The 18577-nt window shown below is 33.6% G+C and carries 19 protein-coding genes; 12 read left to right on the forward strand and 7 right to left on the reverse strand.

Translation table 11 applies throughout. The features are described from left to right. Window position 1: 1 nt before the first annotated feature. Entirely contained in the window at window positions 2-730 is a 729-nt protein-coding gene (locus C1S72_RS02900; protein ID WP_104735762.1) for an energy transducer TonB, read from the reverse strand. Between the two features lie 145 nt (window positions 731-875). On the opposite strand from C1S72_RS02900, the gene C1S72_RS02905 reads away from it, so the two are divergent. The 4 genes from C1S72_RS02905 (at window position 876) to C1S72_RS02920 (ending at window position 5609) form a co-directional block, all read left to right on the forward strand. Continuing rightward, window positions 876-1277 carry a hypothetical protein gene (locus C1S72_RS02905; RefSeq protein WP_230401564.1) on the forward strand — a complete coding sequence of 134 codons (402 nt, stop codon included), beginning with the start codon at window positions 876-878 and terminating at the stop codon, window positions 1275-1277. Window positions 1278-1419: 142 nt separating this feature from the next. After that, window positions 1420-2709, forward strand: a complete 1290-nt coding sequence (locus tag C1S72_RS02910) for a DUF2254 domain-containing protein (RefSeq protein ID WP_104734170.1) — start codon at window positions 1420-1422, stop codon at window positions 2707-2709. A 78-nt stretch (window positions 2710-2787) separates the two neighbouring features. Then, complete coding sequence (locus C1S72_RS02915) at window positions 2788-4860, forward strand: prolyl oligopeptidase family serine peptidase (RefSeq protein ID WP_104734171.1); 2073 nt, start codon at window positions 2788-2790, stop codon at window positions 4858-4860. A 5-nt stretch (window positions 4861-4865) separates the two neighbouring features. Further along, window positions 4866-5609 carry a sulfite exporter TauE/SafE family protein gene (locus C1S72_RS02920; RefSeq protein ID WP_104734172.1) on the forward strand — a complete coding sequence of 248 codons (744 nt, stop codon included), beginning with the start codon at window positions 4866-4868 and terminating at the stop codon, window positions 5607-5609. Here C1S72_RS02920 and C1S72_RS02925 read toward each other — a convergent pair. After that, complete coding sequence (locus tag C1S72_RS02925) at window positions 5604-7757, reverse strand: TonB-dependent receptor (RefSeq protein ID WP_104734173.1); 2154 nt, start codon at window positions 7755-7757, stop codon at window positions 5604-5606. The genes C1S72_RS02920 and C1S72_RS02925 overlap by 6 nt on opposite strands. A 133-nt stretch (window positions 7758-7890) precedes the next feature. On the opposite strand from C1S72_RS02925, the gene C1S72_RS02930 reads away from it, so the two are divergent. After that, window positions 7891-8553, forward strand: coding sequence for a lysoplasmalogenase (locus tag C1S72_RS02930; RefSeq protein ID WP_104734174.1), 663 nt, complete (start codon window positions 7891-7893; stop codon window positions 8551-8553). Between the two features lie 62 nt (window positions 8554-8615). Here the strand turns inward: C1S72_RS02930 and C1S72_RS02935 are convergent, their stop codons facing one another. Next, window positions 8616-9896 carry an NAD(P)/FAD-dependent oxidoreductase gene (locus tag C1S72_RS02935; protein WP_104734175.1) on the reverse strand — a complete coding sequence of 427 codons (1281 nt, stop codon included), beginning with the start codon at window positions 9894-9896 and terminating at the stop codon, window positions 8616-8618. Between the two features lie 129 nt (window positions 9897-10025). Here C1S72_RS02935 and C1S72_RS02940 point away from each other — a divergent pair, with 129 nt between their 5' ends. After that, window positions 10026-10520, forward strand: coding sequence for an RNA polymerase sigma factor (locus C1S72_RS02940; protein WP_104734176.1), 495 nt, complete (start codon window positions 10026-10028; stop codon window positions 10518-10520). A 4-nt stretch (window positions 10521-10524) separates the two neighbouring features. Then, complete coding sequence (locus tag C1S72_RS02945; protein ID WP_104734177.1) at window positions 10525-11166, forward strand: hypothetical protein; 642 nt, start codon at window positions 10525-10527, stop codon at window positions 11164-11166. 8 nt (window positions 11167-11174) lie between these two features. Here the strand turns inward: C1S72_RS02945 and C1S72_RS02950 are convergent, their stop codons facing one another. After that, window positions 11175-11978 (reverse strand): lysophospholipid acyltransferase family protein, encoded by an 804-nt coding sequence (locus C1S72_RS02950; protein ID WP_104734178.1) that lies wholly within the window; start codon window positions 11976-11978, stop codon window positions 11175-11177. A 50-nt stretch (window positions 11979-12028) separates the two neighbouring features. Then, on the reverse strand, window positions 12029-12670 hold the full coding sequence (locus C1S72_RS02955) for an NUDIX hydrolase (RefSeq protein ID WP_104734179.1): 642 nt from the start codon (window positions 12668-12670) through the stop codon (window positions 12029-12031). 2 nt (window positions 12671-12672) lie between these two features. Between C1S72_RS02955 and C1S72_RS02960 the strand changes: the two genes are divergently transcribed. After that, window positions 12673-13377: a peptidylprolyl isomerase gene (locus C1S72_RS02960; RefSeq protein ID WP_104734180.1), complete on the forward strand. Its 705-nt coding sequence runs from the start codon at window positions 12673-12675 to the stop codon at window positions 13375-13377. Window positions 13378-13411: 34 nt separating this feature from the next. On the opposite strand, the gene C1S72_RS02965 is transcribed toward C1S72_RS02960, so the two are convergent. Both C1S72_RS02965 and C1S72_RS02970 read right to left on the reverse strand, forming a co-directional pair. Beyond that, a complete protein-coding gene (locus tag C1S72_RS02965; RefSeq protein ID WP_104734181.1) occupies window positions 13412-14014 on the reverse strand; it encodes a trimeric intracellular cation channel family protein in 603 nt (200 codons plus the stop codon). Beyond that, the gene (locus C1S72_RS02970; protein WP_104734182.1) at window positions 14014-14739 is read right to left on the reverse strand and encodes an RDD family protein; all 726 of its coding nucleotides are present in this window, start codon (window positions 14737-14739) and stop codon (window positions 14014-14016) included. Before C1S72_RS02970 ends, C1S72_RS02965 begins: the two co-directional genes overlap by 1 nt. A gap of 33 nt (window positions 14740-14772) precedes the next feature. Here C1S72_RS02970 and C1S72_RS02975 point away from each other — a divergent pair, with 33 nt between their 5' ends. The 4 genes from C1S72_RS02975 to C1S72_RS02990 are packed head-to-tail and all read left to right on the forward strand — an operon-like array spanning window position 14773 to window position 18573. After that, the gene (locus C1S72_RS02975) at window positions 14773-15741 is read left to right on the forward strand and encodes a stage II sporulation protein M (protein ID WP_104734183.1); all 969 of its coding nucleotides are present in this window, start codon (window positions 14773-14775) and stop codon (window positions 15739-15741) included. A 7-nt stretch (window positions 15742-15748) separates the two neighbouring features. Continuing rightward, window positions 15749-16672, forward strand: a complete 924-nt coding sequence (locus C1S72_RS02980; protein ID WP_104734184.1) for a hypothetical protein — start codon at window positions 15749-15751, stop codon at window positions 16670-16672. Further along, the gene (locus C1S72_RS02985; protein ID WP_104734185.1) at window positions 16665-17390 is read left to right on the forward strand and encodes a hypothetical protein; all 726 of its coding nucleotides are present in this window, start codon (window positions 16665-16667) and stop codon (window positions 17388-17390) included. Before C1S72_RS02980 ends, C1S72_RS02985 begins: the two co-directional genes overlap by 8 nt. Further along, complete coding sequence (locus C1S72_RS02990) at window positions 17383-18573, forward strand: DUF4350 domain-containing protein (protein WP_104734186.1); 1191 nt, start codon at window positions 17383-17385, stop codon at window positions 18571-18573. The genes C1S72_RS02985 and C1S72_RS02990 overlap by 8 nt, the downstream gene beginning before the upstream one ends. Window positions 18574-18577: the final 4 nt, after the last annotated feature.

The following is an 18577-nucleotide window of genomic DNA, read 5'->3' on the forward strand; positions in this document are numbered from 1 at the left end:
CTTATTTTTGAATCTTAAAATTTATTGGAATACTATAAGGCACTTTTACAGGTTTTCCGCGTTGCTTACCTGGCTCCATAGTGGGCAGCAAACCAATTATGCGCTCTGCTTCTTTTTCGAGTAAAGCAGCAGGACCTCGTGACTTAATATTAGATACACGACCGTTGGAATCAATAGCAAACAACACGAATACTCTACCATGCACACCCATTTCTAAAGCACTTTCAGGGTATTTAAAGTGTTTTTTGATATGTTCATTCATTTTTTGAGCAAAACAATCTCTTAATTCTGCATTATTCTTACCAACACACCCTGGAAACACAGGTACATTTTCAACTACTGTAAAAGGAACAGATACTTCTTCTTCTACTTCAACAACCTCAACATCTGCCACTTCAATTGGTTCTGCAATTTCATCTTCTTGATTAGTTTCAGAACTTTCTATAACTGTTTCTTCTATTTCTTCAGTGTCTTCTACTATAGTAATAACATCTGGTGCAGCTGCTGCAGGTGGTGGTGGCGGAGGTGGTGGCGCATCAATATTGGTAATTGGAATATCATCTTCTAAATCATCTGACAATAGAATAATATCTTGAGCAATTATATCCTTGTCATAAGTTTTATACTCCAAACCAAAATATGTAAAAAGCAACATCACATTTAGTCCAATAGCAAAATAAATACCACTATTGCGACCTATTTCTAAATTGGGATTTTTTTTAGGCTTCATAATATTCATATTTATATCATTGAAGTTAAACACAATAGCCTAGAAAAAATATGATAAATATCATCTTTACATAAGTGATTTAAATATTCCTTAACAACAAATAGCTAAAAGATTTTTTACTTTGTTACTTCTTAAGCTAAACACTATGAAAACCTTATTAACTGGTATTGTTTTTTTCTTTGTAATAAATACATTCCATGCACAAACTAAGGATAAGCAATCTTCTATTGATTTTGTAACTGTACTGAACGACAACCACGCTGAAACACTTTACTATTATCAAAATAATTGGAAAGTATTGCGTGAGGCTGCTATGAAAAAAGACTATATTGAAAGTTATGAGTTACTAGAAATTAAACCCAATGAAGCCACGCCTTACAGTTTTATTTTAATAACTACCTATGCTAATCAAAATCAATATGACAGCCGAGAAATTCATTTTGAAGAATTAATACAAGCGTCAGGCGGATTAAAACTATTGAATGAAAAAACACCAAATGATTTTAGGAAAGTTATTCATGGGCAAGATAACGTAAAGCATTGGTAACTTCAGCTATAACTCATATGTTTTTGTAAGCGATTAACTTAAAGCAAAAAATTATAGCCTTAATGCTACAAATATTAGCTGCATTCATTTTTTGATAGGATGCGTTTTATAAAAACTGTATCTTTCAGATAAACTGTGATGTATGTCTAAAATTTTCAACAATCTCTATTCTATAATCAAAAACATAAAAGGCAATATAGCCTTTTATCCTACTGTTTTAACGTTTATTGGTTTTTCCTTTTCTTTATTAATGATACTCCTTGAAGAGCAAGGTATTTCAAAATTTCTGTTGGAAACAACACCAATTTTGGTTGTTGAAAATGGGAACACAGCCTTAAATATTTTAAGCGTTTGCATAACTGGACTGATTTCTATGATGGTATTTAGCTTCTCCATGGTGATGCTTTTATTGAGTCAGGCTTCCAGTAATTTTTCTCCGAGATTGTTGCCAGGATTGGTTTCTGACAAACGGAATCAAATAATTTTAGGACTTTATTTGGCCACAATTGTTTACAACATCTTTACCATGTTTACAATTGAACCTAATGGTGAGGAATATAACCTACCAGGCTTTGCCGTTCTTTTAGGTATTTTAGCAACCATGGTGTGCTTGGGTGCGTTTATTTATTTCATTCATAACATGTCACAAAGTATTCAAATTTCCAAAATACTTGATGCCATATACGAACAGGCCAAAAAGCGTTTACAAAAAATGATAACCATTCAAAACGAAAACCCTGTTTCACCATCAAAAACCTACAACACAGAATCGTGGCATGCTTATACTTATAAAACTAGTGGTTACTTTCAAAATTACAATGTAGAAGGCATTATAGAATTTTGCAAGAGCTGTGAAACTAAAATTAAAATCATTAAGCCCAAAGGTTTATTTATTTTAAAAAACGAGTCATTTCTGCTATCTGAAAAACCATTAGATGATGATCAACTTGCAAATTGTTTTTCTAATATATACCTATCTAAAAACGAGTTGGTTAAAGAAAATTACAATCTAGCTTTCAAGCAAATTAGCGAGATAATTGTCAAGGCTATGTCGCCAGGAATTAATGACCCAGGCACTGCTTTAAATGGTATTGATTATCTTACTGAGTTACTTGCTTTACGATTACTTAAAAACGATTCTGAATTAATTTTTGATAAAGAATCAAAAACTTGCTACGGTGAAGTAGCTGTTATTACTTTTGAATCCCTATTAACCAATATGATGGCATCATTACGCACCTATTGCAAGCACGACCCAACAGTTGTGCAAAAACTCTTAAATATGTTGCATTATCTGAAAAAACAAGAGAAGCACCAAGACGATTATGAATCCATAATAAGCGAGCAAATAACTATCTTAATCAATCAAGCTGAATCTGTATTTGAAACAAAAAAAGATAAAGAATTATTAAAACAACTTGTAAACAATTAAACATTTGGTGCTTTTCAGTTGAATCTGTTCTATATTCACTAAATTAGTGTTTAATATTCACAGCAAACTGCCAACAACATGCAAAAATTATTTTTACTTTCCGCAGCCCTTTTACTTTTAAATATCAATATGCAAGCACAAGAAGACCCTTATCTTTGGTTGGAAGAAGTTGACAGTGAAAAAGCACTTGCTTTTGTTACCGACTTAAATAAAAAAACAGAAGAAAAGCTCACCAAATCACCTTATTACCAAGACATTTATGATAAGGCTTTGGAAATTTATAATTCAACAGACCGTATTGCTTACCCATCTACCAATGGTAATTACGTTTATAATTTTTGGAAAGACCAAGATCATGTGAGAGGTATTTGGCGAAGAACTTTGAAAGAAGACTATACAAGCGGAAATCCAAACTGGGAAATTCTGCTAGATATTGATGCACTATCAGAACAAGATGGTGTAAAATGGGTTTATAAAGGTGCTAGTGGCTTGTATCCAGATTATAATAGATTTTTAGTACAATTATCAAAAGGTGGTGGTGATGCAGTAGTTACAAAAGAATTTGATGTTAACACTAAGGAATTTATTGAAGATGGATTCTTTATTCCAGAAGCCAAAGGTGGTGCGACTTACGTAGATATGAACACTATTATTGTTGCTACAGATTTTGGTGAAAACACTATGACCACATCTGGCTATCCCAATCAAATTAAACTCTGGAAACGTGGCACAGATTTAAAAGATGCACAATTAATTCATGAGGGAAATCAAACCGATGTTGGCTCTTGGCCAAGTGTATTGCGCGATGGCGATAAAAAATATATTGTAATATTTCAAGCCGTAACATTCTTTACTCGAAATACCAAAGTTTGGCACAATGACAAACTTGTGACATTGGATATTCCTGATGATGCTGCTCCAAGTGGCGTATTGAATAATCAATTACTAGTTGATTTAAAATCAGATTGGAGCGTGAATGGTACAACCTATAAGCAAGGTGCGATAATTAGCTTGAATATGACCGATTTATTAAATGGAAAACATACGGTTAATCTTATTTACCAACCTGATGCCTTTTCTAGCGTTTCAGGTATTTCAACAACCAAAAACCATTTGCTTTTAAATGTCCTTAACAACGTAATTAGTGAGTTACACATCTACACGTTTAAAGATAATTCATGGAGTAGCACAAAAGTTGATGCACCTGATTACGGAACACTTTCAATAGTCAATACCAATGAATTATCTGACGACTACTATTTTCAATTTGAAAATTTCCTAACTCCGGAAACTCTATTTACTGCCAATGCGCACGAGAATACATTAAAGGCCTTTAAATCCTTACCTGCTTATTTTGATGCAAGTAAATACAAGGTAAAGCAGTTTATGGCCAAGTCACAAGATGGAACAATGATTCCATACTTTGTTGTTGGTGCAAAAGACATGAATATAGATGGTAGTAATCCAACCTTACTATATGCTTACGGTGGATTTGAATCGTCTTCCCTACCCTTTTACTCTGGAGGCTTTGGTTCATCTTGGTTAAATAAAGGCGGCGTGTTTGTTTTGGCTAATATTCGCGGTGGTGGCGAATACGGACCTAAATGGCACCAAGCAGGATTAAAAGAAAACAGACAGCGTGTTTATGATGATTTTCATGCTGTTGCTGAAGATCTCATTGCAAAAAAAATTACGACACCAGAACATTTAGGCATAATGGGTGGTAGTAATGGTGGTTTATTGGTTGGTGTAGCCTTTACACAACGTCCGGATTTATACAATGCTGTTGTCTGTCAAGTACCACTATTAGACATGAAACGCTACAACAAATTATTAGCAGGCGCCAGTTGGATGGGCGAATATGGTAATCCTGATATTCCTGAAGAATGGGCCTATATTAAAAAATACTCGCCTTATCACAATTTAAAAACAGATACAGCCTATCCTGAAGTATTTTTCTATACTTCCACAAGAGACGACCGAGTGCATCCAGGTCATGCTAGGAAAATGGCAGCTAAAATGTTGGATATGGGCTACCCTATTTATTATTACGAAAATACCGAAGGTGGTCATGCAGGTGCCTCAACCAACGAACAACGTGCAAAATCAACCGCGTTATCCTTTTCATATTTATTGCTAAAACTGAAGTGATTTGAGTGAGGGATATTAGTTACATCTTTTTATTTCTCGCATTAATAGCTGAAATAGTTGGTACCGTAGGTGGTTTTGGTTCATCCGTTTTTTTTGTTCCAATTGCTAACTTTTATTTTGATTTTTATTCAGTTTTAGGGTTAACAGCCTTATTTCACTTGTCGAGTAATCTGAGTAAAATTTTTCTATTTAGAAAAGGGCTAGACAAAAAGCTACTGATGCAAATTGGAATTCCATCGGTTCTTTTTGTTATAATAGGCGGCTTTTTATCCAAGTATGTAAACAGTCAATATCTTGAAGTTATTCTAGGCATATTTTTGGTGACCTTTAGTTTATTTTTTTTAATAAAGAATAAAGTTATTGTTTTACCTAATAAGAAAAATGCCATTCTTGGTGGCTCACTTTCTGGATTTTCGGCAGGTTTATTAGGAACAGGAGGTGCTATTAGGGGTTTGACTATGGCAGCATTTAATTTAGAAAAGAGTGTGTTCATTGCTACTTCCGCATTTATAGATTTCATGATAGATTTCTCACGCACATTTGTCTATTATCAAAACGGCTACATTCATAGTCATGATATGAAATATGTGCCATTTTTATTTCTTATTGGTATTATAGGCTCTTATTTAGGTAAAAGGATTTTGGCCTATATACCTCAAACAAAATTTCGTATCCTGTCTTTAGTCTTAATACTCTTAATTGGTTTGGTTACAATCGGTCAGTTAGTAGTGAAGCACGAAGTTCTATAAATTATCCAATTGATTATCGCTTTTATTTTCACTTATGGTCCAGAAAAAGCCTATAAAAAAGAAGCTGTCTGCTGCAGGCTTTAGAGCACGTCTATCAAACACACCATTAGCATTTGGTGTATTGGCATATTGGTATCCATTAATGTTCTGTGTACCCAACACATTATTTACAGACACATACAATATTTTTTGTTGGGTTATTAAATACGCCCAGTTCAAACTTATATTATTATAGTTTTTGGTTTTTTGGTTTAAAAAACCATCCAAATTGGGGTCTGTGTAACTTCTGCCTGTAGCAAACGCATAAGCTATCCCGACCTGACTTTTCCAATCTTCAATCCAGTACTTTCCTACCACAGAAAGATTATGTGTATTGGCAAAACTTGGCGTAGCTGCTTCTGGATAATTCTGGTAATCACGCTCGGTATCTAAGAAACTATAACTAATCCAGTAATCAAGGTTTTTAAAACTTTTGTTATCGCGCCAAAATAAATCCAATCCTGTAGCATAGGCAGAACCTGTATTGGTATAATTACTATTAAACATGGTAAACTCAGTATCGTATTTTACTAGATCGTAATAATTTTTATAATACGCTTCAGCTCTAAATATTTGTCCTTCACGGTTTAACTGGTAATTTAAAATATAATGCTGTGTGTTTTCGGCTTCTAAATCCTGATTAAACTTTAAAACAGCACTATTTGGGTTTTGGTAAAAATTACCGTATGCCAAGGACATTTGGCTGTTTTGTCCTGTTTTATAAGCAAATGAAATTCGTGGTGATAATGTAAACTGCTTGAACAGTTCACTGTACTCTAAACGCAAACCGGCCTTTAAGGCGAGTTGTTTTGAAAATATAACATCGGCTTCGGTATAAGCTGCAGCAATATTATTATTAAATCCATAATCAATGGCCTCTGTAAAGGGGTTACGATAATTCTCGTTAAAATCGGTTGCAAAATATTCGGTTCCAAAATTCAATTTAAATCGGCTACTAAAACGACGTTTAAATTTCAGCTTGGCATGAAAAGAGTTTTCGGTATCTATTATTTCGTCATTAATAAATTGCACATCGGTTTTGGCATAGGTATAACTCATCCCTCCAAAAACAGACCAAGTATCGGTCAGCATACCACGATATGAACCATTAAAATATAAATTATTATTGTTCAGCTTTGTGTAAACACCTTCAGGAATGTTAATGTCTTCTTGGGTTAAGGCGAATCCACCAGCATCAAAAGCGGTATAAAGTTTTAGCATCCCAGAATTAAATTTACGTCTAAACACAGCTTCTCCTGAACCACCATAAAAGGGTTTATCCCAATCGTTACGGTCTGGAAACAAGGCAATATAAGGTGCCAAGTTAATATAGGAACCATTAACACTTAAGGAACTTTTCTCCCACTTTTCAGTATGCCCTAATGCTGCACCAACGCTCATAATACCAATATCGGTTTTCTCTTGATCGGGTTCTTCAATAGTATTTAACAATAAGACACTGGAAAGCGCCTGACCAAATTCAGCAGAATAACCACCTGTAGAGAAGGTAATACCATCAAATAAAAATGGCGAATATCTACCACGCGTAGGAATATTATTTGTTGTTGGTGTAAACGGTGTAAATACGCGAATACCATCAATAAAAATTTGCGTTTCGTTGGCATCGCCACCACGCACAAACAAACGACCATCCTCGGCTACTGTTGATGTTCCAGGTAATGTTTGTAAAGCACCAACAAAGTCGCCTAAAGCACTAGCAGTAGTAACAACATCCAAAGGTTTTAAAACCGAAACCTTACTGTTGTCACCTGCTTCAAAGGTTCCAGCAGAAATAACGACTGTATCAAGAGAATTAACATCATCACGAAGTTTTACAGTGATATTGTTGAATGAATTTACATCGGCAATTTGTTTGTAGGTTTCAAAAGACAAAAATGAAACAATAAGTGTTTGTTGTCCAGTTTCTTGCGTGACAAAAGTGAAAGAGCCATCGGCTTGTGATGTAGCTCCATCATAAGTGCCGTCCAAATAAACGTTGGCACCTTCTAGCTCATTACCTTTAGAATCGGTTACGATACCTGAAATAGTGGTTTGTGCCAGTAGTGACATTGCATTGAGGCAGAGTAATAGGATGGTTAGTGATTTCATGTTAATGATTTTACTGTTCGCTAATTAATTGATACAGCAAAAGTGCTCACAAACCAAAAATAACGAAACTAAAAGAAACTGAACCGTTAAATATCTATGATGAATTGCATATTTTTGGAAGAAATCACATTGTATGCTAACTAAATCATATAAAAACTTCACTATCCTGTTTTGTTTTATCCTGTTATTTGAGATACTAACCGCCAACTATTATACCAAGTGGCATTATTTTGCAAAACCAGCATTACTTATATCACTTATTCTATTCTATTGGTACCATTGCAAGTCCATTTCTCAAAAATTTAAAACTATAACTTTAGGTGCTTTGGTGTTTTCTCTTTTAGGAGATATTTTATTGATGTTTGTTAATGAATCGCCTCATTTTTTTACTGCAGGTTTGGCGTCTTTTTTATTGGCTCACATTCTATATATTTTGGTGTTTTTAAAAGTGAGAGATTCCAACAAAAAACCATGGCTCTTTACTGGTGTTTTATTAGTTTATGGAGGTTGTTTATTCTATATTTTAAAAAGCAATTTAGGCGCGATGCTTCTACCGGTATTTTTTTACATGCTCGTAATTTTAACTATGGCAACAAGCGCATTTTTACGTCAGAGTAGTTTAGGTAAAGTGAGTTACAATTTTGTTCTTATTGGTGCCATTTTATTTTTAATTTCAGATAGTTTATTAGCAATCAACAAATTTTATACACCTTTGGCATATTCAAATTTTAGTATTATGTTTACATACGCTTTCGCACAGCTTTTTATCGTTTTTGGGCTCTTAAAACAACGATAGATTTTGCTTATAGTTAACTTTTATAAAATTGATAATCAATATTTTTGCATAGTTTTGATAAACTATTTATTTAACTTATCAAAAGGACGTATAATCAAACGTGCTGCTTTATCAAAATTGACATAATTATACACCCAATTAAAGAAAACGACCACGCGATTTCGAAATCCAACGAGTGACATGAGATGAATAAACATCCAAACAAACCAAGCGAAAAATCCACCGAACTTTACCTTCCCTAAATCGACAACTGCTTTATTTCTTCCTATAGTTGCCATGGAACCTTTATCGTTATATTTAAATTTACGCATCGATTTATTCGCCATCAAATTCATGATGTTTTCACCTAATAATTGCCCTTGCTGAATTGCCGGCTGAGCCACCTGCGGATGACCCTTTGGAAAGGCTTCAGTTTCCATATATGCAATGTCTCCTAAAGCAAAAATGTTCGAGTAGTTTTCAACCTGATTATACCGATTAACTTTATAGCGATTTGAACGCTCCATAAGGGCATTGGCAGCCAACCCTTTTACAGGACTTCCTGTTACACCAGCTGCCCAAATTAAGGTTTCCGACTCCAATTCTAAATCCGAATTGGTTTCAACTTTTTTACCATCATATTCTTTTACTAAAGTGTTGCAATGTACTTGCACACCTAAATCTTTCAAGAATTTTTCAGCTTTGGCAGATGCTTGCTTACTCATTGGTGGCAAGACTCTGTCAGCACCTTCCAAAAGATGTATTTGCATGTCTTGAGCGTTTAAATCTTTATAGTCTCGTGGAACAACGTGATTTTTAAGTTCGGCTATTGCACCTGCTAACTCCACACCTGTTGGTCCTGCACCAACAATGACAAAATTCAAATAGGCCTTCCGCTCCTCTTCGGTTTTTGCTATGGTAGCTTTTTCTAAATTTTGTAAAATTAAGCTACGAATATTCAGTGCTTCAGGCACCGTTTTCATAGGCATGCTATAGGCTTCCACATTTTTATTACCAAAAAAATTAGTAGTTGTACCCGTTGCTAAAACCAGATAATCATAAGAAATAGTACCTATAGTTGTTTCTATAGAATTTGATTGAGGATTGATTTCTTGGACTTCAGTTAAACGGAAAATAATATTATTTGATTTTTTAATAATCTTCCGTAACGGATAAGCAATGGAATCAGGCTCTAATCCCGAACTTGAAACTTGATACAATAAAGGTTGAAACGTATGGTAGTTATGCTTATCAATTAGAAGGACTTGAATGGGTTTGTTTTTTAGTGATTTAGCCAAATTAATACCAGCAAAACCGCCACCAACTATGATTAGTCTTGGGAAATTGGACTCGGGAATGTTCATAATATTTGTAAGAAAAAATGTCTAACAAAGATACAACATACCCAACTTAAAGACTATTTTTATAGAATATTTCATGAGTCTGTAACATTTTTAAATTAATGCTACATATAGTGTAACTAAACAACCGATTTGAGCGAAGAATTAGAACATAGTTTTATCGAGCAATTAGAGAAGCACCAAAACATCGTGCATAAGGTTTGTAGGCTTTATACCAACAATAAGGACGCACACAATGATTTGTTTCAAGAAATAACCATACAACTCTGGAAAGCCTTTCCAAAGTTTCGTGGTGAAGCAAAATTTAGCACTTGGATGTACCGTGTTGGCCTAAACACAGCCATTACGCTCTACCGAAAAAAGAAACGGACTATAAACACTGAAGCTTTTGATGCGTTTGAATTTAAAATTAAAAGTGAAGAGTATGATGACACTGAAGAACAGCAACTCAAATTGCTTTACCAAGCCGTGCATCAATTAAATGATATTGAAAAAGCACTCGTGTTTTTATATCTAGAAGACAAAAACTATAGAGAAATAAGTGAAACAATGGGTATCAGCGAGGTGAATGCTCGTGTGAAGATGAATCGTGTGAAAACAAAGTTAAGAACCATTTTAAATCCGTAATACTATGGATGAATTAGATTTATTAAAAAAAGATTGGCAGAAATTGGATAGTAATTACCCGAAACTCTCCTATAATGATCTGTATAAGATGATATTAAGAAAATCATCATCCATAGTAAAATGGATTTTTATTATCAGTATCATTGAATTTGTATTTTGGATTATAATATCCTTTGCTCTCAAGGATACTAAAAGCATGGAACGTTTTAATGAATACAATGCTGATGCTATTATCATCCCATTAGCTGTCGTTGGCTACATTATTTTAGCTTATTTTTTCTATTTGTTTTTTAAGAATTATCGTAATATTTCGGTTACAGACAATGCCAAGATACTTATGGAAAACATTCTCAAAACGCGACGTACTGTGAAACACTATGTCGCTTTTAATCTAGGCTATTTAATAGTTTCTGTAATCGTTGTTCTTTTTATAGAATTTGATCAAGACCCACAAATCATTGCTCAAGTTCAAAAGGCAGCTGCCGATGGTGAAGTGCTTAAGTTCTACGCTATTTTTATTTTAACAACCATGTTGTTTTTAGCTATAGCTATTGGTGTGCTTTTATTATTTTACTGGCTGGTTTATGGCATTTTACTGGGCAGACTTAATAAAAACTACAGAGAACTTCAGAAAATGGAGGTTTAGTTTTATGTTTATGAACGCCAACGTCTTTGTGCATTCAATGCTTCTTGAGCTTCTAACTCTTCTTGAGGTATAACCTTTAAAAATGATGGGTGCTGCTCTATAGCATATTCTATTTTTTCAACAATTTCGGCAACACTTTCATTTTTATAGTCTATTTGCAATGGCTCTTTAATTTCCATAGACTGCAAAATATTTTTCTTCTTAATACGTAGTCCTTTTTTATCAAATGAACGTCTAAAACCATCAATAACAATTGGAACAACTACAGGATTGTATTTTTTGATAATATGCGCTGTACCCTTTCTTATAGGCTTAAAAGGCGTTGTTGTTCCTTGCGGAAATGTAATTACCCAACCATCATTTAGAGCCTTACCAATATTAGAAATATCACTCATTTTAACCTGTCGGTTTACATCCTTTCCTTCTGCTCGCCACGTGCGCTCAATACTTACAGAACCTACATAAGCTAATATTTTTGGTAGTAATCCAGCTTTCATGGTTTCCTTGGCCGCTACATAATAAATGTTCAATTTCGGGTTCCACAAATAACCTATACCTTTTATAGAATCTTCACGATTACTCAAACTCGCATTAAACACATGAAACATGGCAACAACATCAGCAAAATACGTTTGATGGTTGGAAATGAACAACACATTAGTTTCTGGTAAATTTTTAATGATTTCAGAACCTTCTATTTGTAATTCATTAAACCCTCTGAAACGTCTATGTGTGGCAGCTCCCAGTATTCTGATAAGCCATTTTTTCATAAAGAGTATGTGTCCGAAAGGATTTTTTTTGAACAATCCCATGTTTAAATTTCCTTGATAGTTAAGATTACAAATGTAATAAAACTGATAGTTTACAGCGTTTCTTTTAACAAGTCTTTTATTTCGCTCAACATCATAGCTGTAGCTCCCCAAACCACATGACCATTTAATTTAAATGCTGGGACAACAACATCAACCTTATAGGATGTTGACACTCTTTCGGTTATCACATTGGATTCATCAATAAAATCTGATAACGCAACTTCAATAATGGCTTCAACCTCATCATCTTGTTTTACAAATAACGGTTTGCGTTTTACCACACCAATATAAGGCTGCACAAAAAAATTACTTGGCGGAATATAAACTTGTGTCATTTGCTTTAAAACATGTATCTCTTGCCGAGGCACACCAATCTCTTCATAGGTCTCACGTACAGCTGCCTCCATAAGGCTGTTGTCACCAGGCTCTAACTTACCTCCTGGAAAACCAACCTGTGCGGAATGCACACCTTTATAGGTTTTTCGCAATATCAACACTAATTTTGTCAGGCGTTTATCATCTGGATAAAAAAGTGCCATAACACCTGCATGCTTGGCTTTTTTTATATTATCCCTTTGTATTTCTTGAAGTTTTAATCTAAAAGGAGGCGACATTTTAAACTGCGAAGCCTCTGCTGGTAGTGGGATATTTTTTATTTTTGAAGCAGATTCTAAAAATTGATCAAAATTCATTTATGAAACAGATTCTTTTAATTGGTATCAGTATTGTTCTACTAGGTTGTGAAGATAAACAATCCAAACAAAAAAATACAATCTTAAAGCCAACCTCATCAACTGAAAAGCAAGTAAAGCAAAAGGATACCACAGTAAACCAAGAGCCTGAATTTCCTTATTTAACTGATGACAATGCCATGGAATTCTTTTTGGAATACGAAAAAGAGAACAAAGAAAACAAAGTGCGCATTACCACACGCTTTGGTGAAATTGATATCTTACTCTATGATAAAACCAAATTCCATCGCGCTAACTTTATCTACTTGACCAAACGCGGTTATTTTGACAAAACCCAATTTTATAGAGTGGTCAACAATTTCATTATTCAAGCAGGTAATACGGACGACCCAAAGGTAAAACGTAAACGTAAAAAAATTGGTTATTACTTGTTGCCTCCAGACACCAAACGTGGTTTTAAACACAAAAGAGGTGTTGTAAGTATGCCAAGTAGCGAGATAGAAAACGCCTATAAGCTAGCTTCTCCCTTTGAGTTTTTTATAGTTCAAGCTGAAAATGGTGCCCATCATTTGGATGGGGAATACACAATTTTTGGAGAAGTAATACGTGGCATGGATGTCGTTGATGAAATTGCAGCTCAAAAAACGGATGGTGGTGAATGGCCAATGCGCAATATTTATATTAAAAATGTAGAGATTATTGAATAGTTAGTGGTTAGTAAAAAATAACCGTGAAAAAATTTTATTCTTTATATATACTCGGTAAACTAATTTTAAAACGTACCGCTAGTAACCTCGTTACGATGACTACCATTCCAGAAATAATAAAAACCACATTGTTATCAATTGGTAGTTTTTTGATGAGAAAATAAGATAAACCGCCCAATATACAAGCAGTTGCATAAACTTCCTTTCTAAATATCACGGGAATTTCATTACAAAGAATATCACGAATAACACCACCAAAACAGGCAGACATGGTACCTAAAGCTATACATATTATAGGATGCAATTCTGCCGAAATACCTTTTTCAACTCCTACAACCGTATATAGCCCAATACCAATAGTGTCAAACAAAAACAATGATTTTCTTAAATAATCAATTTTGTTTTTAAAGATTACTGCAAAAAAAGCAGCACCAATTATTACATAAGTATAGGTTAGATTTTCCATCCAACTTACTGGTGTATCCCCTATAAGAATATCACGTAATGTTCCACCTCCTACAGCAGTTACAAAAGCAATGATTAATATTCCAAAGGGATCCATCTTCTTACTCAATGCTACCAAAACCCCTGAAATAGCAAAGGCAATAGTTCCTAAAATATCAATAAAGTAAAACATTACATATTTTGTGTATAGTAGTTATAATCCTTTAAGATGGTGTCAATAAATTCCTTATCAAATAAATCAGATTCTACCTGAAGGACATCACAAATCTTATTGCGTAAGATTGTTAATGTTTTAAAATCGTTATTCTTTTTAGAAATGATAAACGTGTCTTTTATTATTCGCACATCCTTGTCACTTAATTGGGTTACTGTATTAAATACGGGTTGATAATCATCTGTAATGTCCTCCAAAATAGTACTTGTAATTTTGTGTTTTTTCTTTACACTAATAACAACTGTACCAGCCGCAGCATCGCCTACACGTTGCTTTTTTTCTGATAGCAAAATGCTCATAACACCAATAGAGGAAAAGAACAGCCATATATCCACAATACGCAGCATCCACCTTACTAAAAAATTATACCACTGCGTGGGTGAACCATCAAAACGAACTACTTTTATTTTCATAATCATTTTACCAACAGTCTGTCCACCAAACAACACATGACAGAGTAGTGAATAAAAAAAGGCTGGCAATAAAAATAGTCCTAAAAACCCTCGTCGTGTCCAACTATCTACATCAAAAATTGCAGAAATCTCAACCAAATTCTCAACCACAAACATATAAGCCGTTAAAATTAACCCATCAATCAAGAAAGCCACAAAGCGTTCACCGATGCCAATAAGTTTATAATCTAAATTGACATTTTGGGCAGTGTTAATTGCTAATTTGCTCATGGAAATGTATATTCGTTTAAATTTAATTTTTCTATGCGCGAAGCATCTTTCGTGAAGCAAAATAAGGAAAAATGGATGGTATTTGAAAAGGCATTACACAATAATGTAAAAATAAATCCAGATGACCTTGCTTCATACTATATACAATTAACAAATGACCTGTCTTATGCTCAAACCTACTACCCTGATAGTAAGACGTTGTTGTATTTAAATTCGTTGGCATCTGAAGCACATCAGAAAATATATATTACTAAAAGAGAATCAAAAAACAAGATTATTTCTTTCTGGAAACATGAATTTCCATTGTTCTTTAAACAATATCACAAAACCCTCCTATACGCCTTTTTAATTTTTATGTCAGCTGTTTTAATTGGTGTGATTTCAACCTTAAATGACACTAGTTTTGTGAGACTTATTTTAGGCGATGGCTACGTAAACATGACTATTGAAAATATTGAAAATGGCGAACCCATGGCAGTTTATAAAAGTGGTAGTCAGGTAGGCACATTTTTGGGGATAACCATCAACAACATCCGAGTGGCCATTATAGCATTTGCGCTTGGTGTAATGTTTAGTGTTGGAACTATATATGTACTATTTAGTAATGGTATCATGCTAGGTGCTTTTATTACATTCTTCTATAATTATGGTATTTTAGAAAAAACATCAACCGTTTGGCTGCATGGCACCATCGAAATATCTGTAATTGTTATTGCAGGATGTGCTGGACTAGTAATGGGCAATAGCTTTCTTTTTCCTAAAACCTACTCCAGACGTGTGGCCTTCATGAAAGGCGCTAAAGACGGGCTAAAAATAGTGGTAAGCACCATTCCTTTTTTTATAATTGCTGGTTTTATTGAAGGCTTTTTCACACGGTTTGGCGAACACATGCATTGGACCTTATCCTACAGCATTATTTTAGCTTCATTAAGTCTTATTGTTTATTATTATATTATTTACCCAATCCGTTTGAATCGAAAATTATCAGTAATTAATAAGTAACCTACTCATGAGTGAGAAACCCTATATTGAACTACGTACAAGAAATACTTTTGGAGACATAATCAATACGTATTTTTTATTCTTAAAGTACAACTTCAAACATTACAGTAATTTGTATCTACGCTATAATGCCATTAGTATCATTTTAACCATAATTGGAACCTATCTTTTAGTAACAGGCTTTATGGGTTTGGCAAGTCGTGATTTTCGGTTTGGCATGGGAAGCAATATTGATAATAACATGTATGTTGGTTTAGGTGCCATTGTACTCCTAATTATTTATGCGGCAACAGCTTTTCTTAACAATAGCCTTTCAAGTGCCTATATAAGTGAATATGTAAAAAACAAAGGTCATGTTGAAGCCAAAAGTGTTTGGCAGGCTATCGTTAATAAATTAGGCGACTTAATTTTATTAATCCTGATTGGTATTGTAATTTATATCATTTACCTCATAGCCACATTTGTTTTGGCCATTATACCATTCTTGGGTATGATTGCACAATATGCTTTAAATTTTACAGTTTCAGCATTTTTTGGATTATCATTTATGGTCATGTTTTCAAGCAGAAAAAGTGTGGGGCAAGCTCTCACCGAAGGCATGAATTATACAACAGGTAATTTTATGCGTGTAGTATTTTACGGATTGATCATTGGTATTCTAAATTTAATGATTGCTGGTTTGATTGCTGCTATTCCAGGCTTTATTTTAGCTATTTACACTTATTTTTCAGCAGAAAGCGGTATCGACTTATCTACGAGCATGTTTGCAACGGTCATGTTCACAATGGGTTTTGCCATTTTTATTTTAACATTTATTTTTTCTCAAGCTCTGTCACAACTGGCTTATGGCGTGTTATATTTTAATCTGCATGAAGAAAAATATAATTTATTTTTAAGAGAACGTATTGAAGAAATTGGTGTTAATGAATAAACGAATTACATACACAACTTATTTTTCAGTTTGGTTATATATCATCCCATTTCACTTTTTTTTCGGCCAAGAAAAGATAAAAAAAGACTCTTCTACTGTAACCGTAGAGTATTTTAAAGACGGAATAAAAGACCGTTACAACGGAGATGATTTCAATTATAACATTAATGATTCTGGAGGTGTTAATCTTATTCAAGATATTTTCAGAAAGTTCTTTAGATGGCTAGGTGATTTATTTGGAATTGACATTGATTTTATTGACTATCAAACCATGGAATATATTGTGTACGGTTTATTGGCTCTTGGCTCCATTTATCTGCTTTTAAAATTCTTTTTACAAGCACCATTGAGCACTGTTTTTAAAACAGAAGAACAATCTATAGAGAACTTTAAATATGTAGAAGAAAACATTACCGAAGTCAATTTTGATGCTTTGATTAAAAAGGCTTTGAAAGATTCCAACTATCGTCTGGCAACGCGTTATTTATATTTAGCATCACTCAAAAAATTAACTAGCAAAAATGTCATTGAATGGCATTATGACAAAACCAATTCTGACTATCTGAACGAAATACAGGATGATACTATTAAAGGATATTTTAAGCGTATTTCCTATATATATGACTATGTTTGGTATGGCGAATTTAGCATTGATCAATCAGCATTCAATAAGAATCAAGAAGATTTTAATAAACTAAACAAAGTGCTTAATGGATAAACGTTCTAAATTCGCTTTGTATAGTATTGGCTTTATAATTCTGTTATTAATGGCAGCTGAAATATCAAAACCCAAGGCACTCAATTGGCGTGACTCATACTCGGCTGCTGATAAAATTCCTTTAGGTTGCTATGTCATTTTTAACGAACTAAAAAATAGTAGCTACAATAAGGTTGAAACATCTTCCAAAAGTCTTTACGAAAAACTCAAAGAAATTCCTGATTCAACCAAGAGCACTATTTTATTAATAAATAATTATATCAGTATTGAAGATGAAGGTTCAGAATCATTATTAGATTTTGTGGACAAAGGCAATACAGTATTTATTAGTACCAATTATTTTTATGGAAAAATAGCAGACACACTCCATTTAGAGTTTGATAGGAATTATGAAGGCTTTTTAAAAAGTCCTTCCCATAGCACCTTTACTAATCCTATTTTAGAAAAAAACAACACGTTCTTTACAGATGTAATTGAAAATAATTACATCACATCTATTGACACAAGCAGTACGACTGTTTTGGGTTACTATTGGGATGAAGACAAAGAAGTCTCAGAAGTTAACTTTATAAAAGTAGCTTTTGGCACTAACGGTGGCTCATTTTATATTCACAGCAATCCTTTTGCATTTACTAATTACCACATGTTGGATGGTAAGGAAAATTATGTAGCTTCTGTACTATCATATTTACCCAAACAACCAATAATTTGGGACAACTACTACAAAAGCGGTCGTAAGATAGTCTCAAGTCCCTTACGGTTTATACTATCAAATGAAGCCTTGAAATGGGCATTTTATACAAGCCTATTAGCTCTTATATTATTTGTGATTTTTAAAGGAAAACGTACACAGCGTATTATTCCAGTTATTGAGCCATTAAAAAATGCTACGATAGATTATACACAAACCATTGGTGACTTATATTTTCAACATGGTGATTACTCCAACATCATACATAAAAAAATTACTTACTTTCTTGAGCATGTTCGCAGTAGTTATTATTTAGATACCAATGAGTTTAGTGAACGTTTTATTCAGAAATTAGCAGTTAAATCATCAAATACTATACAGGACACTAAAGCACTAATAGACTTTATAACTTATTTAAAATCCAAAAGCTACCATACAGAAAAGGAACTCATTGAACTTAACAATAAAATAGAAGAATTCTTAAAAACGTAAAATC

The sequence above is a fragment of the Hanstruepera ponticola genome, from assembly GCF_002940745.1.
Lineage (GTDB): Bacteria > Bacteroidota > Bacteroidia > Flavobacteriales > Flavobacteriaceae > Hanstruepera > Hanstruepera ponticola.

Coding starts and splice junctions, on each gene's coding strand:
- C1S72_RS02960 (WP_104734180.1), top strand. CDS start 12,673: ATGAAACAGATTCTTTTAATTGGTATCAGTATTGTTCTACTAGGTTGT.
- C1S72_RS02945 (WP_104734177.1), top strand. CDS start 10,525: ATGGATGAATTAGATTTATTAAAAAAAGATTGGCAGAAATTGGATAGT.
- C1S72_RS02950 (WP_104734178.1), bottom strand. CDS start 11,978: ATGGGATTGTTCAAAAAAAATCCTTTCGGACACATACTCTTTATGAAA.
- C1S72_RS02990 (WP_104734186.1), top strand. CDS start 17,383: ATGGATAAACGTTCTAAATTCGCTTTGTATAGTATTGGCTTTATAATT.
- C1S72_RS02985 (WP_104734185.1), top strand. CDS start 16,665: ATGAATAAACGAATTACATACACAACTTATTTTTCAGTTTGGTTATAT.
- C1S72_RS02900 (WP_104735762.1), bottom strand. CDS start 730: ATGAAGCCTAAAAAAAATCCCAATTTAGAAATAGGTCGCAATAGTGGT.
- C1S72_RS02910 (WP_104734170.1), top strand. CDS start 1,420: ATGTCTAAAATTTTCAACAATCTCTATTCTATAATCAAAAACATAAAA.
- C1S72_RS02915 (WP_104734171.1), top strand. CDS start 2,788: ATGCAAAAATTATTTTTACTTTCCGCAGCCCTTTTACTTTTAAATATC.
- C1S72_RS02980 (WP_104734184.1), top strand. CDS start 15,749: ATGAGTGAGAAACCCTATATTGAACTACGTACAAGAAATACTTTTGGA.
- C1S72_RS02930 (WP_104734174.1), top strand. CDS start 7,891: ATGCTAACTAAATCATATAAAAACTTCACTATCCTGTTTTGTTTTATC.
- C1S72_RS02925 (WP_104734173.1), bottom strand. CDS start 7,757: ATGAAATCACTAACCATCCTATTACTCTGCCTCAATGCAATGTCACTA.
- C1S72_RS02970 (WP_104734182.1), bottom strand. CDS start 14,739: ATGAGCAAATTAGCAATTAACACTGCCCAAAATGTCAATTTAGATTAT.
- C1S72_RS02955 (WP_104734179.1), bottom strand. CDS start 12,670: ATGAATTTTGATCAATTTTTAGAATCTGCTTCAAAAATAAAAAATATC.
- C1S72_RS02975 (WP_104734183.1), top strand. CDS start 14,773: ATGCGCGAAGCATCTTTCGTGAAGCAAAATAAGGAAAAATGGATGGTA.
- C1S72_RS02965 (WP_104734181.1), bottom strand. CDS start 14,014: ATGTTTTACTTTATTGATATTTTAGGAACTATTGCCTTTGCTATTTCA.
- C1S72_RS02905 (WP_230401564.1), top strand. CDS start 876: ATGAAAACCTTATTAACTGGTATTGTTTTTTTCTTTGTAATAAATACA.
- C1S72_RS02935 (WP_104734175.1), bottom strand. CDS start 9,896: ATGAACATTCCCGAGTCCAATTTCCCAAGACTAATCATAGTTGGTGGC.